Annotated in this window: 23 protein-coding genes and 1 pseudogene; 6 read left to right on the forward strand and 18 right to left on the reverse strand. The window is 69.7% G+C overall.

Annotated elements, in window-relative coordinates:
* Window positions 1-77: 77 nt before the first annotated feature.
* The 9 genes from Dfulv_RS21605 to Dfulv_RS21645 form a co-directional block, all read right to left on the reverse strand.
* Window positions 78-668, reverse strand: coding sequence for a TetR/AcrR family transcriptional regulator (locus Dfulv_RS21605; protein ID WP_259866114.1), 591 nt, complete (start codon window positions 666-668; stop codon window positions 78-80).
* A 14-nt stretch (window positions 669-682) separates the two neighbouring features.
* Window positions 683-2,689: an MFS transporter gene (locus tag Dfulv_RS21610; RefSeq protein WP_259866116.1), complete on the reverse strand. Its 2,007-nt coding sequence runs from the start codon at window positions 2,687-2,689 to the stop codon at window positions 683-685.
* Between the two features lie 221 nt (window positions 2,690-2,910).
* Window positions 2,911-3,594, reverse strand: coding sequence for a DsbA family oxidoreductase (locus Dfulv_RS21615; protein ID WP_259866118.1), 684 nt, complete (start codon window positions 3,592-3,594; stop codon window positions 2,911-2,913).
* Window positions 3,594-3,776 carry a hypothetical protein gene (locus Dfulv_RS21620; protein WP_259866120.1) on the reverse strand — a complete coding sequence of 61 codons (183 nt, stop codon included), beginning with the start codon at window positions 3,774-3,776 and terminating at the stop codon, window positions 3,594-3,596. The genes Dfulv_RS21615 and Dfulv_RS21620 overlap by 1 nt, the downstream gene beginning before the upstream one ends.
* A gap of 111 nt (window positions 3,777-3,887) precedes the next feature.
* Window positions 3,888-4,451: a YceI family protein gene (locus Dfulv_RS21625; protein ID WP_259866122.1), complete on the reverse strand. Its 564-nt coding sequence runs from the start codon at window positions 4,449-4,451 to the stop codon at window positions 3,888-3,890.
* A complete protein-coding gene (locus Dfulv_RS21630) occupies window positions 4,448-4,897 on the reverse strand; it encodes a nuclear transport factor 2 family protein (protein ID WP_259866124.1) in 450 nt (149 codons plus the stop codon). The genes Dfulv_RS21625 and Dfulv_RS21630 overlap by 4 nt, the downstream gene beginning before the upstream one ends.
* A gap of 293 nt (window positions 4,898-5,190) precedes the next feature.
* Entirely contained in the window at window positions 5,191-5,973 is a 783-nt protein-coding gene (locus Dfulv_RS21635; RefSeq protein ID WP_259866127.1) for an SDR family oxidoreductase, read from the reverse strand.
* 244 nt (window positions 5,974-6,217) lie between these two features.
* Window positions 6,218-7,144: a zinc-binding dehydrogenase gene (locus tag Dfulv_RS21640; protein WP_259866129.1), complete on the reverse strand. Its 927-nt coding sequence runs from the start codon at window positions 7,142-7,144 to the stop codon at window positions 6,218-6,220.
* A gap of 465 nt (window positions 7,145-7,609) precedes the next feature.
* Complete coding sequence (locus tag Dfulv_RS21645; RefSeq protein ID WP_259866130.1) at window positions 7,610-8,164, reverse strand: TetR/AcrR family transcriptional regulator; 555 nt, start codon at window positions 8,162-8,164, stop codon at window positions 7,610-7,612.
* Between the two features lie 128 nt (window positions 8,165-8,292).
* Between Dfulv_RS21645 and Dfulv_RS48875 the strand changes: the two are divergent.
* Window positions 8,293-8,428 (forward strand): annotated as a pseudogene (locus tag Dfulv_RS48875) (IS5/IS1182 family transposase); the annotation flags it as partial.
* Window positions 8,429-8,630: 202 nt separating this feature from the next.
* Window positions 8,631-9,035: an HflX-like GTP-binding protein gene (locus tag Dfulv_RS21650; RefSeq protein ID WP_259866133.1), complete on the forward strand. Its 405-nt coding sequence runs from the start codon at window positions 8,631-8,633 to the stop codon at window positions 9,033-9,035.
* Here Dfulv_RS21650 and Dfulv_RS21655 read toward each other — a convergent pair.
* Genes Dfulv_RS21655 through Dfulv_RS21665 form a run of 3 tightly spaced genes read right to left on the reverse strand, consistent with a single transcriptional unit; the run spans window position 8,979 to window position 11,523 of the window.
* On the reverse strand, window positions 8,979-10,130 hold the full coding sequence (locus Dfulv_RS21655) for an ROK family transcriptional regulator (RefSeq protein ID WP_259866135.1): 1,152 nt from the start codon (window positions 10,128-10,130) through the stop codon (window positions 8,979-8,981). The two genes, Dfulv_RS21650 and Dfulv_RS21655, sit on opposite strands and share 57 nt — an antisense overlap.
* A complete protein-coding gene (locus Dfulv_RS21660) occupies window positions 10,127-10,762 on the reverse strand; it encodes an HAD family hydrolase (RefSeq protein ID WP_259866136.1) in 636 nt (211 codons plus the stop codon). Before Dfulv_RS21660 ends, Dfulv_RS21655 begins: the two co-directional genes overlap by 4 nt.
* Before the next feature lie 5 nt (window positions 10,763-10,767).
* Window positions 10,768-11,523, reverse strand: a complete 756-nt coding sequence (locus Dfulv_RS21665) for a DeoR/GlpR family DNA-binding transcription regulator (RefSeq protein ID WP_259866138.1) — start codon at window positions 11,521-11,523, stop codon at window positions 10,768-10,770.
* 61 nt (window positions 11,524-11,584) lie between these two features.
* Here Dfulv_RS21665 and Dfulv_RS21670 point away from each other — a divergent pair, with 61 nt between their 5' ends.
* Window positions 11,585-12,778, forward strand: coding sequence for an MFS transporter (locus Dfulv_RS21670; RefSeq protein WP_259866140.1), 1,194 nt, complete (start codon window positions 11,585-11,587; stop codon window positions 12,776-12,778).
* Between the two features lie 115 nt (window positions 12,779-12,893).
* Here the strand turns inward: Dfulv_RS21670 and Dfulv_RS21675 are convergent, their stop codons facing one another.
* The 5 genes from Dfulv_RS21675 to Dfulv_RS21695 form a co-directional block, all read right to left on the reverse strand.
* Window positions 12,894-13,373 carry a hypothetical protein gene (locus tag Dfulv_RS21675; RefSeq protein WP_259866142.1) on the reverse strand — a complete coding sequence of 160 codons (480 nt, stop codon included), beginning with the start codon at window positions 13,371-13,373 and terminating at the stop codon, window positions 12,894-12,896.
* Window positions 13,374-14,035: 662 nt separating this feature from the next.
* A complete protein-coding gene (locus Dfulv_RS21680) occupies window positions 14,036-14,437 on the reverse strand; it encodes a VOC family protein (RefSeq protein ID WP_259866144.1) in 402 nt (133 codons plus the stop codon).
* 308 nt (window positions 14,438-14,745) lie between these two features.
* A complete protein-coding gene (locus tag Dfulv_RS21685; protein ID WP_259866146.1) occupies window positions 14,746-15,657 on the reverse strand; it encodes an MFS transporter in 912 nt (303 codons plus the stop codon).
* 63 nt (window positions 15,658-15,720) lie between these two features.
* Window positions 15,721-16,407, reverse strand: a complete 687-nt coding sequence (locus tag Dfulv_RS21690) for a DsbA family oxidoreductase (RefSeq protein WP_259866148.1) — start codon at window positions 16,405-16,407, stop codon at window positions 15,721-15,723.
* On the reverse strand, window positions 16,404-16,742 hold the full coding sequence (locus Dfulv_RS21695; RefSeq protein ID WP_259866150.1) for an antibiotic biosynthesis monooxygenase family protein: 339 nt from the start codon (window positions 16,740-16,742) through the stop codon (window positions 16,404-16,406). Before Dfulv_RS21695 ends, Dfulv_RS21690 begins: the two co-directional genes overlap by 4 nt.
* Before the next feature lie 93 nt (window positions 16,743-16,835).
* Here Dfulv_RS21695 and Dfulv_RS21700 point away from each other — a divergent pair, with 93 nt between their 5' ends.
* The 3 genes from Dfulv_RS21700 to Dfulv_RS21710 all read left to right on the forward strand — a co-directional run bounded on the left by Dfulv_RS21700 (window position 16,836) and on the right by Dfulv_RS21710 (window position 18,688).
* Window positions 16,836-17,315: a MarR family winged helix-turn-helix transcriptional regulator gene (locus Dfulv_RS21700; RefSeq protein WP_259866152.1), complete on the forward strand. Its 480-nt coding sequence runs from the start codon at window positions 16,836-16,838 to the stop codon at window positions 17,313-17,315.
* A gap of 165 nt (window positions 17,316-17,480) precedes the next feature.
* Entirely contained in the window at window positions 17,481-18,146 is a 666-nt protein-coding gene (locus tag Dfulv_RS21705) for a maleylpyruvate isomerase family mycothiol-dependent enzyme (RefSeq protein ID WP_259866155.1), read from the forward strand.
* 23 nt (window positions 18,147-18,169) lie between these two features.
* A complete protein-coding gene (locus tag Dfulv_RS21710; protein WP_259866157.1) occupies window positions 18,170-18,688 on the forward strand; it encodes a helix-hairpin-helix domain-containing protein in 519 nt (172 codons plus the stop codon).
* A 412-nt stretch (window positions 18,689-19,100) separates the two neighbouring features.
* Here the strand turns inward: Dfulv_RS21710 and Dfulv_RS21715 are convergent, their stop codons facing one another.
* Entirely contained in the window at window positions 19,101-20,117 is a 1,017-nt protein-coding gene (locus tag Dfulv_RS21715) for a LacI family DNA-binding transcriptional regulator (protein WP_259866159.1), read from the reverse strand.
* Window positions 20,118-20,147: the final 30 nt, after the last annotated feature.

A 20,147-nucleotide genomic window follows, 5' to 3' on the forward strand; every position in this document is an offset into this window, starting at 1 on the left:
TCCGGAGGGCGGCTCGCGGGGTGCGATGCCCGGCTGGACCGACGGCGCGCCCGCCGACCTGGTCGCCGTTGCCGGAGTCACTGATCGATGAGGTGCTGGATGGCCCGGCCGTACCGGCGGATGACCTCCTCCGGTGCCGCACCTGCCGCCGGGGTGTGAAAGATCCGTGTGGTGGCGGCGAGCCCGGTCAGCGCCGCGACGACGAGTTCCGCTCGAATGTGGGCGTCGGCGTCGCCGCCGAGGCGTTCGGCGAGAGGTTCGAGGTAGCCGGCGGTGAACTGCTGATGCACGCTGTCCGGGTCGGGTGCGGAGAGCCGGAGATTCAGCGAGCGGGCGAGCGGCTCGATGGCGCCGCGATCCGAGCGGGTGAGGAGTTCCTCGACGAGGCGTGCGCCGAGTTCGGATCGCGGCACGTCGGGCAGGGGCGGCGGGGTGATCTTCGCGGAGCGGAGGAACAGCTCACGTTTGCTCCCGCCGCACTTCATGACCATGGCGGGGGACAGGTCGGCGCGCGCGGCGATGTCGCGGATGGTGACCTGGTCGTAACCGCGCTCTGCGAACAGCTCCGCGGCGGCGGCGAGGATGGCCCGCCGGGACGAACCGGGCGCCGGCTCGTCCGCGGCCGACGGGTGGGTGGCCTGCGTGACTGGTGCTGCGTCGTGGTTCATCGGAGGCATGGTTCCTATGCTGCCTCGGTGGCTTCCTGCCGCGCCGGGGCGGGGTGGGCTGACCCGTTGTCGCGGCTGGTCCGCAGTCGTATGTCGACCACGCGCTCGGCGCCCCAGACCGTGACGGCTCGTGCCTCGGTCGCCGCCCACGGCGTCACCACGGTCAGTACGTATCGCCCGCTCGACGGCAGCGGCAGCTCGTACCGCCCGTCCACCGCCGTCAGGGCGGCCTGCACCAACTCCCCGCTCAGCCGGGTCAGCGCCACGGTCGCGCCCACGATGTGGCCCTGGGCGTCGCTGACCTCGCCGGCCAGGGTGAGCCGCTCGCACAGGACGATAGGTTCGATCTCGTGCCCGGCGTGCAGCGTGGCGAGCCGTGACTGCGGCGCCCAGCCTTCGGCGGCTGTGACGATGAGGTAGCGGCCCGCGCCGGGGATCGCCAGGGAGAAGGAGCCGGCCGAGTCGGCTTGGCTCCAGTCGACCTGCTGACCCGACGTCGTGAGCAAGGTGACCACCGCGTTGCGGACGGTGTTCCCGCCGCCGGTGATCACCTGGCCGCGCACGACCGCCTCGGGTACGTATTCCGTGCTGGCCGACTGTTCGAGGTCTTGCCTCCTCGTCCGGAACAGCGGCAGCATGAGCAGCGCGGAGACGAGCGACGCGCCGGCGGCGATCCAGAATATGGTGGCGAGCGCGCCGAAGCTGGGGAGCGCGTCACCGTCGACGTTGACCACCGCCGTCGTAGTGACTGCGGCCAGGGCGGCGCTCGAGGTCGATGTGCCGACGGAGCGCAGTAGCGAGTTGAGCCCGTTCGCGGACGCGGTCTCGGTCGCGGGGACGGCGCGCATGATCAGGCTCGGCATCGCGGCGAAGGTCATCGACGTGCCGGCCGCGACGAGCGTCGAGCCGACGACGATCTGCCAGAGTCCATGGCTGAAGAAGACGCGGGCGGCGTAGGAGACGGCCATGATCATGGCCCCGGCCAGCAGGGTCGTCTGCGGGCCGAAGCGGCGGGTGACCGACGCCGACACGGGCGCCATCGCGCCGAAGACGACCGAGATCGGCGCCATCCACAGCCCGGTGTGCAGGATGTCCAGGCCCAAGCCGTATCCGGTGCGCACCGGTTGCTGCAGCAGCTGGGTCGTGGTGAGCATGTTGGCGAACATCGCGAACCCCGTCAGGACGGAGGCGATGTTGACCAGGAGTACCGCCCGTCGCGCGGCGACCCGCACGTCGACGAGCGGGTTGTGCACCCGCAGTTCGAGGGGCAGCCAGACTGCCACCAGGACCAGGCCCAGCACGGCGAGCACGATGGTCTGATAGGACAGCCAGCCCCAGTGTGAGCCCTTGGACAGGGCGAGCAGCAATGCCGTCGCCGCGGCGGAGAGCAGCAGGGCGCCCGGGAAGTCGAACGATCCGCGGGTACGCACGGGGGACTCGGAGACGAGCAGCGCCACCGCCGCGAACAGCACGGCGCCCGCGGCGACGCTGACCCAGAACACCGCGTGCCAGTTCATGTGCTCGACGATCAGCCCGGCCAGCGGCAGCCCGGCCCCGGCACCGATGGCGAGGGTGCCGCTCATCAGCGACACGCCAAGGGGGAGCCGCCGCGGCGGAAGCTCGTCGCGCATGATCGCGATCCCGATCGGGACGAGCGCGACGCCGACGCCCTGCAGGGCGCGGGCGGCGATGATGAGCGGCAGGGTCTGACTGAAGGCACCGAGCGCGGAACCGACGATCATGACGGCCAGCGCCACCAGCATCATGCGCTTCTTGCCGTACATGTCGGCGAGCCGCGACAGCGTCGGTGTGGCGACGGCCCCCGCCAGCAGCGTTGCGGTGATCAGCCAGGACGCGTTGTCGGGCGTGGTGTGCAATAGCCGCGGGAAGTCCGGCAGCACCGGCAGCACCAGCGTCTGCTGCAACGATACGGCGGTGCCACACAACGCCAGCGTGCCGACGGCGACTGCGCTGCGGGTCTTCTCGGCCGTGTCGTTGCCCGAAATGGTGGGCCGATCCACACAGCGCTCCTCATGCTACAACCAGGGTGAACAGCTGTTCACCGTGACACGAGTCAACCATCAACGCCCGCTGGGGGCCAGCCTTTGGGGACGCGAGGTCCGCCACACGCGCGGCCGGCGCTTTCCTTCCGCGATCATGGAGAACGCCGTCTGCCTTGAGAAACACGCCCAGCGCCTCGACCGCATTGGTCTCGCTCAAAATCTCGGGCTGGTGCACGCCTTCAGGGCGTGCCGGGCGCCTCGTCCCACGCGGTGTTGAGTGCCTGGAGGAACGCCTCGACGGGTTGCCCGCCGGAGAGGGCGTACTTGCCGCCGAAGATGAAGAACGGCACCCCGGAGATGCCGAGCTGCTGCGCCTGGCGGATGTCCGCCTGGACGTCGTCGTCGAACACGCCGGTGGCCAGCGCTTGCGCGGCAGCCGCCGGGTCGAGGCCGGTCTCTGCGGCGAGGCCGGCCAGCACGGTGTGGTCGCCGACGCTCAGGCCCTCGGTGAAGTAGGCCCTGAACAGCCGCTGCACCATTTCGTGCTGGCGCCCGGCCTTGGCGGCGAAGTGGATGAGCTGATGCGCCGCGCGGGTGTTGGCCGCGATCGCACGCTCAGAGCGGTATTCGAGGCCGATGGCCGCGCCGCGCGCGGCGATCTGCGCGTTCATCGCCTCGATCTGCTGACGCTGGAAGCCGCGCTGGCGCACCAGATACTCGGTCAGCCCGACTGCGGTGTCGGGTGCCAGATCGGGCATGAGCTGGTAGCTGTGGTGGCGGATCTGCGTCTGCTGGGCGTGCGGGAACCGCTCGAGGGCTTGCACCAGCAACGTGGTGCCCATGTAACACCACGGGCACATCACGTCGCTCCAGACGTCGATGACCAGATGCCCGGCTGCGCGGTCGGATGCTGCCCCGGCCATCAGGAACAGCCCCCGTTCAGGTCGCACACGCCGTACGCGTCATCAGCGCACAGGAAGGTCAGCAGTGGCTCCTCGGCACTGTCCTGCGTCAGGTCACCCTGCGACACCGCGTCAACGGGCGCCGCCTCCCGGGGGAACGGAGTTTCGGGCGTCACAGCCGTGCCATTGGTGGTTTCTGTCATAGTGGTTTTCCTCGACGTTTCCTATCGGGAGCGCACGTGGACTGCGTGCGCGCGGGCGCCGCATGCCCGCCGCGGCGGGCATGCGGTGAGCCCGGGACGCACCGGAGCCCGTCAGCGCGCGAGCGTGGCTTCGATGTCGATGCGGATCTCGACCCTGCGGCTTACGAGCAGGCCGCCGATCAGCGGCATGTCCAGCAGCTCCGAGCTGAGCCCGAAGTCGGCGCGATCGATGGAGCCGGTGGCGGCGATGCCCATCCGCGTCTTGCCGATCGGGTCGGGGGCGAGGATGCCGCCGGGTTCCAGCCACAGCGGAACCTGCCGGCTCATCCCCTTGAGGGTGAGCTCGCCGTCGAGTACGTAGCCGTCGGCGTCCTCGCGCAGGGCCGTTGAGCGGTAGCTCATCAACGGGTGGGCCGAGACGTCGAGGTACTCGGGGGCGCGCAGGTGCTCGTCGCGCTCGCGGTCGTTGGAGTCGATCGACGAGGTCTCTATGGCCGCGGCCACCGTGGACTCCAGCGGGTTCTCGCGGGTGACGACCTCGCCGGCGAACACGTTGAACCGGCCGTGCATCGTGTTGACGAGCATGTGCCGGACCGTGAAGGTCACCGCCGAGTTCGCCGGGTCGATGTCCCAGCGCCCCGCCGTGTAGCCGGGTATCGTCGCGGTGGCGCTCATGCGGGCTCTCCCAGGCCGAAGACCTCCTGGGTGCCGAGCATGACGAACAGCGCCTCGTCGAAGCGGGTGAAGCGCCAGCCCCCGGGGGTGCGCGCGACCGAGGCGTCGAAGGTGCCGAGGGACTCCTCGAACAGGCCCGCCTTGTCGCCGATGCCGACGTGGTAGGCCTTCACGCGTACGCTCGCCTCGGCGGTGTCCCCGTCGAACGAGACGCGGAAGTTCGACACCATGTGATGGGTGCGGCCCACTTTGCCGACCAGGTCGCTGATGAAGCCGATGACCTGCTCGCGCCCGTCGACCTGGTACTGCTCGAACCAGAGGGATTTCACGTCCGGCGTGAACAGCCCCTCGAGCCGGGTCCAGTCCTTGAAGTCCAGGGCGTCGGCGTACTGGTGGAAGAGATCGAGGATCTCCACGCGGTCCTCGATGCGAACGGCGTCGGCCATGATGGCCCTCCTTGGGTGTTGGTCGGCCGGAGAAAGAAGCGGTAGTTGTACTACCGGATAACTGGAGGTTAGCGAAGAAATGGTAGTGCTGCAACCGTTTACCGGCCCCGCGGACCCGCCTGGGCTTGCGGCGAGTCGCGGTAATGCCGCCGTCAAACGCGAGCCGCTGCCGTGAACGCAGGTGGGTCGTCCTACCCGAGGCAGGGAGCGGCCCCTGGACGCTGTCGGGCTGAGCGAGGCGGCGACGCGGCGACGCCTGCCGTGACCGGGTTGGCCCCGGCGGAGCGGCGGGATCAGTACCTGTAGGACTGGCCTCCATCGATGGTGATGACGGCGGCGTTGATGAACGGCGCCTCGCCGGACAGGAGGAAGGCGATGAGGTGGGCGACCTCGTCGAGGGTGGCGAAGCGCTTCATGGGGTTGTCGCTGAGGAACTTCCTGGCGGCCTCTTCGGGGTTGTCCGGGTCGAGCTGCCGCAGGTACTCCTCGACCATGGGGGTCAGCACGGCGCCCGGAGCGATGGCGTTGACCGAGACGCCGTACTGGCCGTATTCCACTCCGGCGTTGCGGGTCAGGCCCACGACACCGTGCTTGGACGTCGCGTAGGGCGACTGGAGGCCGGTGCCGCGGATGCCGCCGACAGAGGCGGTGTTGACGACGGCGCCGGAGCCCTGCTCCTTCATCACAGCCAGGACGTGCTTGAGGCCGAGGAAGACGCCGCGCAGGTTGATGGAGAGGACGCGGTCGAACTCGTCCGTGCTGGTGTCCTGGATCAGGTTCTGCGTGCCCTCGATGCCGGCGTTGTTGAAGAAGCCGTCGATGCGGCCGTAGGCGGCCACGGTGTCGGCGACGTAGCGCTCGACGTCGGTCTCTGACGACACGTCGGCGGTGACGGTGATCACCTCGGTGCCGGGTGAGGCCTTCTCGATCTCCTCGGCGGTGACGGCCAGCCCCTTGGCGCTGATGTCGACCAGCGACAGCCGAGCGCCCTCGGAGGCGAGCTGCAGGGCGGCCGCCCGTCCGATTCCGGAGCCACCGCCGGTGATCAGCGTGACCTTGTTGTCGAAACGTCCCATGATCGTGCCCTTTCGTGCATGGCGGCTGGACGCCGCCGGATGGTGCGGATGTGTTTCCAGCTCGGGGCCAGGCCCGAGTGAGCCGCTCCGGGTCCGGCCGGGCGTTCCTTCTAGGGATGCGGCAGGCCCGGGCGGCGCTCCTGGCGCCGTCGGTGCGGGGGCGGTGTCACGCAGGGGTAAGCGACAGCAGTACGCGGCCCACCGGCCGGCCGGGCAGGCTTCGTCCCGGCCGGCTCGGGTGAGGTCAGGCGACGCTCAGGACCGCCTTGCCGCGCAGGCGGCCGGCGGACATCTCCCGCAGCACCGGGCCGGCGCTGCTCCAGTCGCCGCGGTGGCCGATCTCGACCCGGAGCCCGCCCTGCGAGGCCAGGCTGAGCAGTGCCTCGATGTCCGCGGCGTCACGGCTGCCGTCGCCGTCGGCGTAGACGAAGTGCCGCAGGGTCAGCGAGGTGCCCTCCTGGAGTAGGCGGAAGAAGTCCAGGGTGATGGGGTTGCCGCTGGCCTGGCCGAACCAGAGGCTCTGGCCGCCGGGGCGGAGCTTGTGGATCGTCTTGGACCCGAGGTCGCCGCCGACGGACTCCAGCACGATGTCGAAGGCGCCGCCCTCGACGGCGTCGATGTCGAGGGCGATCCGGGCGCCCAGCGCCGCCATGTGCTCGGTCGGCTGGCCCGCCTCGGCGACGGCGGTGATCTCGGCCCCCGCTGCGACGGCGAGCTGGATGAGGACCTGGCCGACGCCGCCCCCGACGCCGGTGGCCAGGATTCGGCGCCCCTGGAGCGGGCCGGCCAGGGCGAGTATCCGCCGGGCCACCAGACCGCCCAGCGGGAGCGCGGACGCGGAGGCGGAGTCCACGTTGTCCGGGATGACCGCGAGGCGGTCCGCCGAGGCGGCGACGTACTCGGCTCCCCCTCCGCCCGCAGGAAGGTGCAGGACCACGCGGCTACCCGCCGACGGCCCGCTGCCGTCGGCGGCAGCCCTGGCGACGACCCCAGCGGCGTCGATGCCAGGGCGGAAATCGCCGGCGGGGCCGCTCAGGTACAGAAAGTCCGCCCGATTGAGCGAGATGTCGGTCACCCGGATCAGCGCCTCGTGGTGTGCCGGGGTGGGAAGGTCGACTTCGCCCAGTTCGGTCAGGGTTTCCGGGTTGCCGGTGGGGATGAGCGCGCGCATGAAAGCAAGCACCTTTCTTGTGAAGCGGTAGCATTACTACCTCTTCACCGTAGCGCGCAAAACGGTAGTGTTACAACCGGATCGCCTTTTCGCGGGTGGCGGCGCCGTCAGGCCAGCATCGAGAGCTGTCGTCATCGCGCTCACGGCGCTCACAGGGGCGGGCTGAATGCCGGCATCCGGGCCGGCGGAGGCGCCGACAGTGCGGCGCTCACGGAGGGCGCCGCCGGCGCGCCGTGGACCCGCGGTTTGACGAGGGAAACGAGCTGTGGCGCGGGGTTGATGATGCCTGCCGCCGCAGTCGTCGCACCGATTGCGCTGCCGATCCCGTCCGGAGCCGGAGGCCGCGGGCGAGTGCGCCGGACCATCCGGGAAGCGCGCCGACCCGGCCCGAGCAACGAAGAAGGATCCGGGCCGCGCGGCGTGGCCCGCCGTCGGGTCCCGCCGAAGTTCCGGAGAGGGGCGCCGCTACGCGGCCGGGACGCGCAGCCCGGCCAGCATCACCTCGTACGTGATCTCCCGCTGCCGGGGGGTTGAGGCCGAGTCAGCCATGCGCATGAGCGCCGCCACGTCCTCGGCGGTGACGTCCTGGCGCAGCCGGCCGCCGTCCCGGGCCCGGTCGGCGACCGGGGCGATCAGGGAAGTCGCGATCAGCTGGCCCTGCTCGGCCGCCTGCACGCTCGTCCGACACAGGGCGTCGAACAGGTGCAGCCCTTCCTCGTCGAGCGCGCATCCGCGGACGAACACCGTGCGGAAGGCCTCCCAGTCGTCGGCGACCGCGGCGGCCTCCTCCGCGACCTCGCGCGCGCCGCCCGCCAGGTCCTCCAACAGTTGCAGGACGAGGTCGTCCTTGGTCGGGAAGTGCCGGTAGAAGGTGGTCGCCCCCACCCCTGCAGCCCGGGCCACAGCCTCGATGCTCAAGTCGGGCCCCTGCTCTGCGAAGGCCTGGCGGGCGGCGTCGAGCAGCCGCCGCCGATTGCGGACCTGGTCTTTGCGCGGCGCGCGCTGTGACGCTGCAGTCAAAACGAGCTCCTCGTCGGGACGCCCGTCGATGCGGCAGCGGCAATCCGGCCTCGACGGGACGGTAAATTCGGTAGCTATACTACCACTTCAATCGACGGACGGTCATCCAGCAACGCACGACCGGCTGACTCATGACGCACCGACGGCTCGTGCGCGACTTGCGAAAAGCTTCCAGCCAGCCCAGAAGCCATGATCTATATCTCGATGATCGACAATCTCGCCAGGCGCATAACGGACGAGAACACCGTCACCTGGCGAGGAACATGCTGGGGCGAAAAGCCTGTATCAAAAGCCCTTTCAGAGGCCCGTCCGTGCCGCGCCGGCCCGCAACCCGCCAACCACGCCGGCGCTGGCCGACGGTAGATGAGCGCGCCGGAAAACACGTCGTCACACATTGGGCCGCAGCAGTCGCTGAGCGTCCGGATTCTCCTGTGACACGGAGTGATTGAGCTGGGATCGTGTACCGGTGACCGCCATCCGCTCTGTAGTCCTGGTGGGGCTGTTCTCGGCGAAGGACCGCGGCTACCAGGCGCGGCTCGACGCCCTGGAAGCGCGTGTGGCAGCGCTGGGAGGGCACGTGCTGGGACGCTTCGTCCAGCGCAGGGGCGTCTCCGACGGTGGGGTACGGCTCCTGACCGCCCCGTTGTCCCGGCGCTTCCTCGTCGGCCCGGGAAAGCTCGAAGAGATCGCGACGACCTGTTCGAGTCAGAGCATCGACGCTGTCGTGTTTGCCAATGACCTGAGCGCATACCAGCGCCGCTGGCTGTCGACCCGACTCGGGCGTCCGGTGCTCACCGCAACCGACCTCGACCAATCAGTGGAAAGCCTGACCGCCCGAACCGGATCTCAACCTCGGGGACCGCATGTGTAACGGGTCGTCGAGGAAGGCGGCGAAGCCGAGCTCTGCGGCTCCCAGCAGGGCCGCGTTCTGGCCGAGGATGCCGGGCCGCAGGTCGGTCGGCCGTCGGGTGTCAGGCGTGGCGTGATGGGCGATCCTCGCGTGCACCTGTTCTGCGGCGCCGGCGTATAGGTAGCGCAGCGTGCCGTCGAGGATGACGACCTGTGGGCGGATGAGGGTGATCAGGTTGGCGACGGCGATGCCGAGCCAGTCGCCTGCGATGGCGAGAGCTTTCGCGGCCGTATGGTCGCCTGCCGCAGCGTCACGCACCATCGCCCGGACAGCGTCGTGATGGCCGGCCTCGGGGTCACGTCCCGCGGTCGCCAGCAGGGCGTCGCGTCCGAGTCTGGTGTCGAGGCAACCGAGTGAGCCGCACGAGCATGGTCGTCCGTGCTGTGGATCGACCAGCATATGGCCGATGGTGGGCGTCTGTCCGTCGTGGTGTCCGAGTATCGCGCCGTCAACAATGATGCCGCCGTCCACGCGGTCGCCGCCCTGCAGGTAGACGACGTCGTGGAAACCGGCCCCGGCGCCTCGTTCTCGCTCGGCGACGGCGGCCAGCTGGGCCCGACGACCGACAACGACCGGTCGTCCAAACAGGCGTCGCAGGTCGGTCCCGATGGTCATGGGTTCGGCGTCGAGCGCGGCTCCCGCTCCTACGCACGCGGAGCCCGGTGTGGCGGACTGCTGTATCTGCTGGCCGAGTTCCGCAAGGACGTCACACATGTCCTGGCCGGAGGTGCGCGTGGGCGTGTCGGCTTCGCGGCGGTCCAGCAGTTGCCCGCCGAGGCCGACTCGGGCGGCTACCGACCGGTCTGTTCCGATGTCGAAGGCCAGGACGTAGGCGCGCTCCGGTCGCGGGCGGACGACCAGCGATGGGCGCCCGGCCCCTGAACGGGTGGCCGCATGTTGGTGCTCAAGTAGGCCCGCGGCGGCAAGTTCCCTAGTCAGGGCCATGATCGTGCTGCGGTTGACGCCCATCCGGCGGGCCAGAGCAGCGCGGGACATCGGACCGCTGCGATGCACATGCGTGAGCAGGGCGCCCAGACTCGGCCGGAATCGGCTCATGCTCGCCGGCCGTCGGGCTCGGGCTGTGGCCGGGTGGCGTCGATCACCTGGGCCGTCTCGGCAGGGCCGGTGAACAGGTGGGTGTGCAACCCGAGGCGTTCAGCGGCGTACACGTTCTCGGCACGATCGTCGATGAACAGCACACGATCGGGTGCCAGGCCGAGCTCGCGGCAGCACCAGAGGTACGCGTCGGCGTCCGGTTTCGCCCGGCCGATACGGCAGGAGAAGGCGACGAGGTCGAAGTGCCGCAGCCACCGCCCGTGGTGCCGTTCGTAGTAGGCGGCCAGGTCCTCGGGAATGTTCGACAGCAGCGCCAGGCGCACACCCGCCGCTGCGGTCCGTTCGATCAGAGCGACCATGTCGTCGTCGATGGCGCTCCAGCTTGCGACGTCCGCGGCGATGAGGGCGGTGACGCGGTCCTCGTCGAAGACGGTGCCCAGCGCGGTTGCGACCCATCGCCAATACTCGGCGCCGGTGATCTGGCCCAGGTCGTAGGGGGCGCGCAGCCGCCAGTAGACGTCCCAGAACGCGGGCGCCGGGACGCCGACGGTCGCGGCCACTGTGCGCTTGGCCGCTGGGGATTGCCGGCGGGCGATGACACCGAAGAGATCGAACAGGACGACGTCGGGCATGTCGATCACACCTTGTGGACGATGGCGCCGGCGGCGGCGAGGGCGGTCGTGTCCTCGTCGGATGCGTCGTCGGTGGTGACCACCATGTCGAGCGCGGAGACGGGCGCCACGAACGCCAGGGCGGTGCGGGAGAACTTGGCGGGGTCGGCGACCGCGATGACGCGGTGGGCGGAGGCGATGATCGCGCGTTTGATCGCCGCGTCGGCGAGGTCGTAGGCGGTCAGCCCGGCGGCGGTCAGCCCGCAGCAGCCGAGGATCGCGGTGTCGAAACGCAGCGCGGCCAGGGACGCCTGGGCGAGCGGCCCGGTCAGGGCGAGCTCGTCGGGGCGTGGTTCGCCGCCGGGCAGCAGCAGTCGGAGCTGGGGCGCGCCGACGAGGGCGTTGGCGGCGTGTACCGACAGCGGCATGACCGTGAGCCGGCGCGGAGTGAGCAGGCGGGCGACCTCCAGGCAGGTGGTACCGCTGTCGAGGACGACGGCCTCGCCGTCGGCGATCAGGCCGGCGACCGCCTCGGCGATGCGGCGCTTGGCGTCGCTGCCCTCGTGCATGCGCACGGCGAAGGGAGGCTCCTCGCCGCGCAGGGTGAGGCTGCGCGCGCCGCCGCGGTAGCGCTCCAGCATCCCCTGATCGGCCAGCTGCTCCAGATCCCGGCGCACGGTCATCTCGGAGGTGCCGGTCAGCTCCGCCAGTTGAGTGACACCGAGCTGGCCGGCCTGCTGCACGGCGTCGAGGATCCGCCGGTGGCGGTCACTGATCGTCATGCCGCCATTGAACACCAATGCGGTGGCAAACGCAACGTTCCGAACGCGTTTGATGTTAGTTATGTTTGAAGGCATGTTCGTTACGTTGCGGGCGGCCCGAGCTGCCACCTTCGCCTACTTCCTGCTGTGCGGCATCGTGCAGGGGGTCTGGGTCGTGCACATCCCGGCCGTGGAGCACCGGGCCGGGATCAGCCACGCGACGCTCGGCTGGCTGCTGCTCCTGCTCGGCGGCGGTGCCTTCCTCGGCATGCAGGTGCTGGGCCCGCTGGCGGACCGGTTCGGCGCCCGCCGGGTGGTGCCAGTGAGCGGAGTCTTCCTCAGCCTCGCCCTCGTCCTGCCCGCGCCGGCGACCAACGCCTGGACGCTGGGTGTGGCGCTGTTCGTGCTCGGGCTCGCGCACGGCTGCCTGGACGTGGGCATGAACGCCCACGCCGTCCAGGTCGAGGCCGCCTACCGGCGACCGGTCATGTCGGCCTTCCACGCCATGTTCTCCGTTGGCGGGGTCCTCGCCGCCCTGCTCGCCGCCCGCACGCTCAGCTGGGGCTGGAGCGCCGGTACGACCATGACGGCGGTCGCGGCCGCCGGAGTGATCCTGGCCCTGGCCTCCACCACCGGCCTGCTGCCCCGCGCCGAGCCCACGATCGCTGCGCGGCCCGCCACCAAGCCCGGCCGCCGCTCCACCCCACTGCGGATCTGGATCCTCGCCGCGCTCGCCCTGATGCTCATGCTCGGCGAGGGCGCGGCCGCCGACTGGAGCGCCCTGGCGATGCGCGACGTCCTCGACGCCGACCCGTCCACCGCCGCCCTCGCCTACGGCGCCTTCTCCACCGCCATGACCGCCGGCCGGCTGCTCATCGACCGCATCGCCGCCCGCGTCGGCCCGGCCGCCGTGCTGCGCTGGGGCTCCGCGCTCGCCGCGCTCGCCATGGCCCTGGTGGTCTGGTCGCCGTCGATCCCCGTCGCACTCGCCGGATGGACCCTCTTCGGCGCCGGACTGGCCGGCACTATCCCGCAACTGTTCAGCGCCGCCGGGCATACCGACCCCGCGGCCGCCGCCACCAACGTCTCCCGCGTCGCCGGCCTCGGCTACCTGGGCATGCTCGCCGGCCCCGCCGTCATCGGCGCCCTCACGCATATCGTGCCGCTCAACATCACCCTCGTGCTCCCGCTCGCCTTCTGCATCATCGCCGCCCTCACCGCGCCGGCGGTGCGAACCAGTCACAAGGCGGAAGCCGCCGAGACGGCGACCGTGTAACTCAGCGCAGATGCGGGTGGATGGCCGCGCGGACCTGCTCCCTCGTCATCGGATCGGTCGGCAGGGCGCTGTGCAGGGCAGGCCCTCGATGAACGCGTCGAGCTCGCGGGCTCACCTAGTCGTCCTCCTCCGCGGGCGAGTCGCCGAGCCGCCACAGCTCTAGCCGGTACTGCTCGACCCCGGCGTACCGGTCGAGGTCGGCCTCTGTGTACCCGCCCGCCGTCCGCAGGGCTTGCAGCGCCGCGACGGCCTCGTCCCGGCCGTGGGTGGTGACCCGGACGCGGTACACGCCGGGGCCACCCTCGATGTCGCCGCCGATCGCGCCGGCGCCGGGGTCGCCGAGGCGCACGGTGCCGGTCGGCAGGTCGATGTCGAACTCGAGCGGCTCGGCCGGGCCGGGCGTGCCCTCGCGGTACACCAAGCGGACGTCGACGGCGATGAGGTCCTGGGCGACGCTGATGACCACGCTCCAGTCGGTGGCCACGGCGATGCCGGACCCGGCCCGGCCGATGGCGTCGGCCAGGCCCTCGTCGGCGTCGGAGTCGGCGTCACACAGGATGATCAGCCGGTAGTCGGGTCGCAGTCGCAGTTCCATGAGGCAATCTTCGTATCGGCGCGAAGATCACGGGACGGTGGTCACCGTGAACTCGTCGCTGTTCTCGCAGATGCGGACCGACGCGCGATGGTTGCTGTCGATCTTGGACTGGTCCATGAGCCGGTGCAGGTGCGAGGGCGGGTTCTTGCCGACGAACGGTCCCCTTGAACTTGCCGCCGATCGGCGTGCCGGCGCTGTCGAAGCGCACCGCGTTCAGGCCCACGTCCTCGCCGTACGGCTCGGTGAGGACGTCGCGGTACTCGGCGAAGTACGAGATGCTGGCTTCCGGCAGTGTCCGGCGACGTGACGGTGACGATGTCCATCAGCGGCTGCGCGTGCCAGCCGGTGATGGTCTTGGTCCGCTCCTGCGGCGTGGTGCACGAGATGTCGGTGCGGCCCTGGCAGCCGGACAGCGACACCGTGACGAACGTGAGGTCATGGCTGCATCGAAGTGGTCTGGTGGACGTTGTCGAGACTGATCGTGTAGTCGACGCGCCGGGTGCCGTCGTAGGCGAAGGCGAGCACCCACAGGTCGAAGTCGATGTAGCCGAGGTGCTCGCCGGTGTACCGCTTGAGGTTGAGGTGAGCGGGCCCGGGCGATCAACCGCTCGGCGAGCCGAGCACGAAGATCCGCGGCGGACGTTGTCGCGCGGCCACATCGGTCACGCCGCACCTGCCGGGATGTGCACGACCTCGAGCCGGGACCCGTCCGGGTCTTCGACGAAGACCGCGTAGTACCCGGGCATGTAGTCGTAGAGCTGCGGTTCATGGACGACCGTGCCACCGGCGGCCACCGCGGCGCGGAACACGGCGTCGACCAGACCAGGCTCGTCGACCTCGACAGCGACGTGCTGCAGCCCGGGCCGGCCATGCCGGTGCGGCGCGGCATCAGCGCCCTCAACGGCGTAGACCAGCACGTCCGGGCCATCACCGCCATACACCAGCGGACTGCCGAGACCGCTGTGGCGTTGATAGCCGAGCGCAGCAAGCACCGCGTCGTAGAAGCGGCTGCTGCGGCCGAGATCGGCCGCGGTCAGCGCAATGTGATGGACTCTGTTCGGCACACAGCCTCCCCGTTAGGCTTCAGCGACAGCAGACGGCGCGGGGCTGACGACCAACGCGCCACTTCCAGTTCGGCGGATCATGGATCGACGGCGGCGCTGTCATCGATCCGCCCATCCGACGACGCGTCATAAGGTATGCGGTCGCGTGTCGTGGCGACAGCACCGACACGGCGAAAACCGAACACATGTCGGACGTGCTGTGAGTATGAGGTAGTACGCCGAACGAGTCGCTTGTTCGGTTGAAGGTGCGTTGGCTGCTGCGCGGATGCTGCAGGCCCGACCGGTTCAGACCGCGGTCAGGCCGGTGTTCATTGCCCCGACCTCGGGGAAGGTCTTGGGAGGTCCACGGCACGCCAGCCCAAGAGGACCGCGAGCACTGCCAGGGTGACGATGAGTGCGTAGGTGAGGGTGTAGCTGTTGGTGGAGAGTGTGGTGAGCATCAGTCCGGTGGCCGCGAGGAATGCTGAGGTGGCCATGCTCTCGGCGGCTTGCAGTGATGAGCTGTAGAACCCGTGTTGATCGGGCGGGGACAACTGCAAGGTGGTCGAGGTGACGACCGGGTAAGCGATTCCCATCCCCGCGCCCGTAGCGATGCTGCTGACTGCGATGAGCCAGATCGGCGCGGACCCCGCGATCACCGCCGTAGCCCCGATCGGTCCGACGAGGGCCAGGATGAAGGCGTATCGCAGCAGCGTCCTCGGGTCGGCGCGGCTTTCGAGCCGCCCTTGGGCAATCGCCCCTATCAGCCAGCCGATCGCTCCGACGGCAACGAGGAATCCTGCGACCGCGGGGCGCACGCCTTGCTCTGCCTGGAGGTACAGGGGGATGTACACATCGGTGGCGGCCACGGCGGCTCCGAGGATTCCGCGCAGCCCGATGAGCCGGGGCGCCCCTGCCGCACCGCGCAGCGTGCCGCGCGGGAGGAGGCGAACGGCGACCGCGATCAGGGCCACCACGCCGATCGTCGGCCAGATAGCCGCATGCGGCATCGGCTGGCCACTGCCGATGTGGAGGACCAGGAGCGCGGCAGCCGCGACCACCGCCCACCAGCCCCGCCGGCCGATCGCGGCCGTCGGGTGGGCCTCGGCTGGCCGTGGGATGTGCCGCACGGTTCGGAGTAGGCCGATCAGCGCGACCGAGGAGAAGAGCGCGACGATGAGGAACACCCAACGCCAGTGAGCGACTTCGACAAGTGTCCCGGCCGCGAGTGGGCCGACCATGGACGGGATGACCCATGAAGCAGTGAGCAAACCGAAGGCGCGCTCGCTGTGATGGGGCTTCCTTCATTCGCAGGCCGGCCCTTCTCCCATCGAGAGTGGCCTGTTGTCCTCGTGGCGTGAATCAGCATTGATGAGCCGACGCAAGTCCTCGACCGAGAGCACGCCGCTGACCGGTGGACGGTTTCGGACTACGAGGGACGGCACCGAGGTGACGCCACGGCGTTGGCCGAGGCGCTCGTCACTTCTCACCTCGGCCGTCAAGGCGTCGCCGGCGAGCATCGAGCGGATGTCGTCGGAGCTCAGCCCCGCCTGTACGCCGATCCTCTCCAGGACGGCATGGTCGGCGATGTTCAGGCCCTCGGAGTGATACCCGTGGAACAGGGCTTCCATCACCTCGTCAGCACGGCCTGAGAAGTCGGCGAGTTTCACCAGCCGATGGGCATCGAATGAGCTGACAGGCCGGGCGTGGTGCAGATTGAGCTCCAGACCCTCGGCGGCACCGAGTTCGCGTATCCGGGCGATGCGCGCCGCGGCGGTGTCTCCCCACCACGATCCCGCAGACATCTGCTCCGCTGCGGTCTCACCCGGTATGCGCCCAAGCTGTGGGGCGAGTTCGTAGGCACGCCATCTGATCGTCGGACGGGCATCCTCGACTTCGCGCGACACCGCAGCCCGCAAACGTCGGTGGCCGATGTAGCACCACGGGCAGAGCACGTCGGCGTGGACCTCCACGGCCATCTCACCGGTCACGAGGTTGCCGCCTCGACGCGGCGCAGAACGCGAAAGCGGCTGACCCGCGTGTCCGTCAGACCGGGCAGCCGTTCGAGCTCCTGCTGGATGTCAGCCATCACCGCCGGGTGATCGCTCGATGCCTCGAACGCGGCGAAATCCGCTTCGGACTCCCACCGCACGACACTGAGCATCTGACGACCGTCGAGGCTCGCGAAGAACTCTCCCGACGCGTAACCGGCACGGTGGGCGAGCCAGCGCTCATGGACACCCGCGAGCGCATCGGCCAAGGACCGCTGTGTGCCCGGCCCGTCGACACGGTGTTCGAGCACCGTGCAGAACTGCGCGCTTTTCATTCCCAACTCCATAGTTCGCATGTGAACGATTCGCGTCTCAAGAGTAGGAGCGAGAGGATTCGCATGTCAACTATTCACATGTACACTGGGGATGTGATCGGCAAGCAAGGCAAGGCGACGAGAGACCAGCTCGCGGCGTGGCGTGCGCTCTACCGAGCGGACTCGCTGCTGTTCGCGCACATCAACAACCAACTGCGCGCCAGCCTTGGCCTGACCTACTTCGAACGGGAAGTGCTCGCCGCCCTGGACCAATCCGGGGGGCGACTGCGGATGGCGCCGCTGGCCGACGAGCTGATGATCTCCCGCAGCGGCACGACCCGACTGGTCACGAAGCTGGAGAAAGACGGGCTGGTGCAGCGGGCGACGAGCACCGAGGACCGGCGGGCGACATGGGCAGAACTCACCCCTGCCGGACAGAAGATGCTCACCGATGCGCGGCCGATCATCGACGCGGTCGTCTCCACCTTCTTCGCCGACTATCTCGACACCGCCGATCTTCGCAACACAGCGAGTGTGCTGAGCCGTCTCGCCGACGCGAACCCCGGGATCGGTGAGTTTGAGTGCGGCCTGTAGGGCGGGCCACCGCGGAAGGACACCATTGCCAAGCGCCGTTGGCGCTGGTGGTGATCGAGTGCCGGGGCGAGCGGATCAGCGAGATCGTGACGTTCCTGGGTTGCGGTGACCGCTTCGCGGAGTTCGGTCTGCCGGAAGTCCTCGAAACCTGATTCCCGAGGAGCGATGAGTCCGGCCGCTGCCGGTCGTATAAGAGGCGACGCATCGGCTACCACCGGAAGGCTTTCGTTCATGTCATCGACCCAGACAGACCTCACGCCGCACGTCCGCGCCGAGCGGGAGCGACTGGTCGGTCTCCTTTCCGGACTCCAGGACGACGAGTGGGACAATCCGTCGCTGTGCCGGGGTTGGCGGGTACGTGAGGTCGTCGCGCACATCACCATGCCGTTCCGTACGAGCCTGCCCAGGGTGGTGGTGGGGCTGGCCGCGGCCGGTTTCTCGTTCAACCGGTACGCCGACCGGGCGGCCCGTAGGGACGCTGTCCGGATGTCGGGGGCCGAACTCCTGGCCGTCCTGCGGGCCAATATCGCCAACCCGTGGCAGCCGCCGGGCGGTGGCCCCGTCGCCGCGCTGAGCCACGACACCATTCACGGCCTGGACATCACCGAGCCGTTGGGTTTGCCATCGCCGCCGGTCGAGCGAGTGGCCCTGGTCCTGACGAACGCTAACCCGCGCAGCCTGTCCTACTTCGGCGTCGATCTGGCGGGCATCCAGTTGCGGGGTGCCGACGCCGATGTCCGGATCGGTGACGGGGAACCGGTCGAGATGCCGGTCAAGGACATCCTGCTGACCATCACTGGGCGGCGCCCGCTGTTGACCCGACCGAGGTGAGCGGCTCAACTTACGCTTGATCCATGACAACGCTCGCCCAGCTTCGCAAGGCTGCCCTCTCCTATCCCGAGACCACTGAGGAGGTCGTCGGCTCAGGAATCGTCGCATTCACGGTGCGCGACAGGCGATTCGCCTCGGTGGACAAGGACCGCCTGGTGGAACTCCGGCTTCCCGAGCCGGATGTTGAGGAGGTCCTTGTCGCGCATCCGACCGCGCAGCGGCTGGTCCGCGGTGCGGCACCGGTCGGCGTACGTGTCGCGATCGGAGACATCGACGGTCAACAGCTCAACCATTGGGTGCGTCGCGCCTGGCTGTCGCGGGCGCCGAAGCAGCTTGCCGCGCGAGTAGCTGCGGGGGACACCGCAGCACCCGGTGAGGTCGGCGACCTGCCCAAGGCTATCGGAGGGCCCGCCACCAGGGCCCTCACCGGCGCCGGCATCACCACGCTCGCCCAGGTGGCCGCCCTTACCGATGCCGACCTCCTGGCGATGCACGGAGTCGGTCCACGAGCTGTTCGCATCCTCCGTGAGACGCTCACCTGAAACCGCCCTGACGTTGGCCATAGAGTAGCGGGTCCCGGCCTTGATCATCCGCAGCCCTCGACTGGACGCGGCATCGGGCCTGTCACGGGCGCCAGACGGTGGTGTCAACAGCGTCCTGGCCGGCCGGCGGCGGTGATGACCCCTGCCGGGGTGGCGTCCTTACGGGCCGGGACGGTCGGGGTGAGAGCTGCCACCGCGTTGATGACGCCGTAGCCGTAGTGGTCGTCGTAGCCGGGGTCGCGCAGCCACCGCAGGATGTCCTGCGGTGGCTGCGGTCGGGTGCTTGACCGCGATGAGGGCGGCGACGCCGGAGACGAGGGCAGTGGAGTTGCTGGTGCCGGTGGCGGTGGTGTACGCCTGCGCTGCGGCGGTCACAGCGGCGGCGTCCCGGGCGGCGGCGGCCCGGATGCGCTCAGTCCGGCGGAGGCCGTTCCCCGGAGCCGCGGACGACGAGTCCCACGCCGATGGTGACGGTCTGGACCGGGCGGGTGTGGTCGTCGATGCGGTGCTGCAGCAGATCGATGGCGGTTCGCCCGATGGTGTCACTGTCCTGGGCGATCACGGTGAGACCGGGGTGAAGCAGGTTGGCGAGGGGGAAGTCGTCGAACCCGACGATCGCGGGCTTCGCAGCGGTGGAACCGAGGTGGCGCAGCACCTCGATGGTGGCGGATGCGTTGCCGGTGATGAGGGCCGTTGCGGGGGAGGGGCCGAGCAGGGCCGTTTCGAGGGCGGCGGCGATCCGGGCGGGTTCGATCAGGCCGGGGTGGACCAGTCCGGTGATGGATTCGCCGCTCGCGGCAACGCACGCACGGAATGCGGCGGCCCGCTCGCGTCCGGTGAAGATGCGTTCCGCGTCGCCGATGTACGCGATGCGGCGGTGCCCGTGGGTGCGGAGATGCCGGAACGCGGTGCCGATGCCGGCGGCGTTGTCGGAGATGACGGTGTCGACCGTGATCCCGCCGGCGGGCCGGTCGAAGGCGACGATGGGCACCCCGGCGTCCAATTCCCGGCTGAGGTACTGATGGTTCTCGCCGACGGGTTCCAACACGATGCCGTCGAGATGGCGCCCGAACATCGACGTCACCACCTCGCGCTCGCGGTCCTCCTCATCGGCGGTCGCCATGGCGAGCACAGTGAACCCGTGCTCACGCGCGGCGGCGTCGAGGGAGCTCAGCACCGGGTGACCGGCGGGGAGGTTGCGCACGGCGGCGCCGATGAGCCCGCTTCTGCGACCGCGCAACTGTCGAGCGCGCTCGTCAGGGGTGTAGCCAAGGGCTGCGATGGCGGTGCGGACCCGGTTGACGAACTCGGCACCGACGGTCGGATCGTTGTTGACCACCCGCGAGACGGTGCGCAAAGCGACGCCGGCATGCTGGGCCACGTCGATCATGGTTGGCCGCTTGCGGCGCGGCTGCGCCCGGTCGGCCATGCCACTCCTTTCGGATTTGCACCGGTGTGA

It is taken from the genome of Dactylosporangium fulvum, from assembly GCF_025137375.1.
In the GTDB taxonomy this organism is placed as follows: domain Bacteria; phylum Actinomycetota; class Actinomycetes; order Mycobacteriales; family Micromonosporaceae; genus Dactylosporangium; species Dactylosporangium fulvum.

Coding starts and splice junctions, on each gene's coding strand:
- Dfulv_RS21715 (WP_259866159.1), bottom strand. CDS start 20,117: ATGGCCGACCGGGCGCAGCCGCGCCGCAAGCGGCCAACCATGATCGAC.
- Dfulv_RS21695 (WP_259866150.1), bottom strand. CDS start 16,742: ATGAAAAGCGCGCAGTTCTGCACGGTGCTCGAACACCGTGTCGACGGG.
- Dfulv_RS21640 (WP_259866129.1), bottom strand. CDS start 7,144: ATGCGCGCGCTCATCCCCACCGGCAACCCGGAAACCCTGACCGAACTG.
- Dfulv_RS21655 (WP_259866135.1), bottom strand. CDS start 10,130: ATGAGCCGATTCCGGCCGAGTCTGGGCGCCCTGCTCACGCATGTGCAT.
- Dfulv_RS21605 (WP_259866114.1), bottom strand. CDS start 668: ATGAACCACGACGCAGCACCAGTCACGCAGGCCACCCACCCGTCGGCC.
- Dfulv_RS21710 (WP_259866157.1), top strand. CDS start 18,170: ATGACAACGCTCGCCCAGCTTCGCAAGGCTGCCCTCTCCTATCCCGAG.
- Dfulv_RS21620 (WP_259866120.1), bottom strand. CDS start 3,776: ATGACAGAAACCACCAATGGCACGGCTGTGACGCCCGAAACTCCGTTC.
- Dfulv_RS21660 (WP_259866136.1), bottom strand. CDS start 10,762: ATGCCCGACGTCGTCCTGTTCGATCTCTTCGGTGTCATCGCCCGCCGG.
- Dfulv_RS21615 (WP_259866118.1), bottom strand. CDS start 3,594: ATGGCCGGGGCAGCATCCGACCGCGCAGCCGGGCATCTGGTCATCGAC.
- Dfulv_RS21685 (WP_259866146.1), bottom strand. CDS start 15,657: ATGGTCGGCCCACTCGCGGCCGGGACACTTGTCGAAGTCGCTCACTGG.
- Dfulv_RS21665 (WP_259866138.1), bottom strand. CDS start 11,523: ATGACGATCAGTGACCGCCACCGGCGGATCCTCGACGCCGTGCAGCAG.
- Dfulv_RS21675 (WP_259866142.1), bottom strand. CDS start 13,373: ATGGAACTGCGACTGCGACCCGACTACCGGCTGATCATCCTGTGTGAC.
- Dfulv_RS21635 (WP_259866127.1), bottom strand. CDS start 5,973: ATGGGACGTTTCGACAACAAGGTCACGCTGATCACCGGCGGTGGCTCC.
- Dfulv_RS21630 (WP_259866124.1), bottom strand. CDS start 4,897: ATGGCCGACGCCGTTCGCATCGAGGACCGCGTGGAGATCCTCGATCTC.
- Dfulv_RS21625 (WP_259866122.1), bottom strand. CDS start 4,451: ATGAGCGCCACCGCGACGATACCCGGCTACACGGCGGGGCGCTGGGAC.
- Dfulv_RS21670 (WP_259866140.1), top strand. CDS start 11,585: ATGTTTGAAGGCATGTTCGTTACGTTGCGGGCGGCCCGAGCTGCCACC.
- Dfulv_RS21705 (WP_259866155.1), top strand. CDS start 17,481: ATGAGTCCGGCCGCTGCCGGTCGTATAAGAGGCGACGCATCGGCTACC.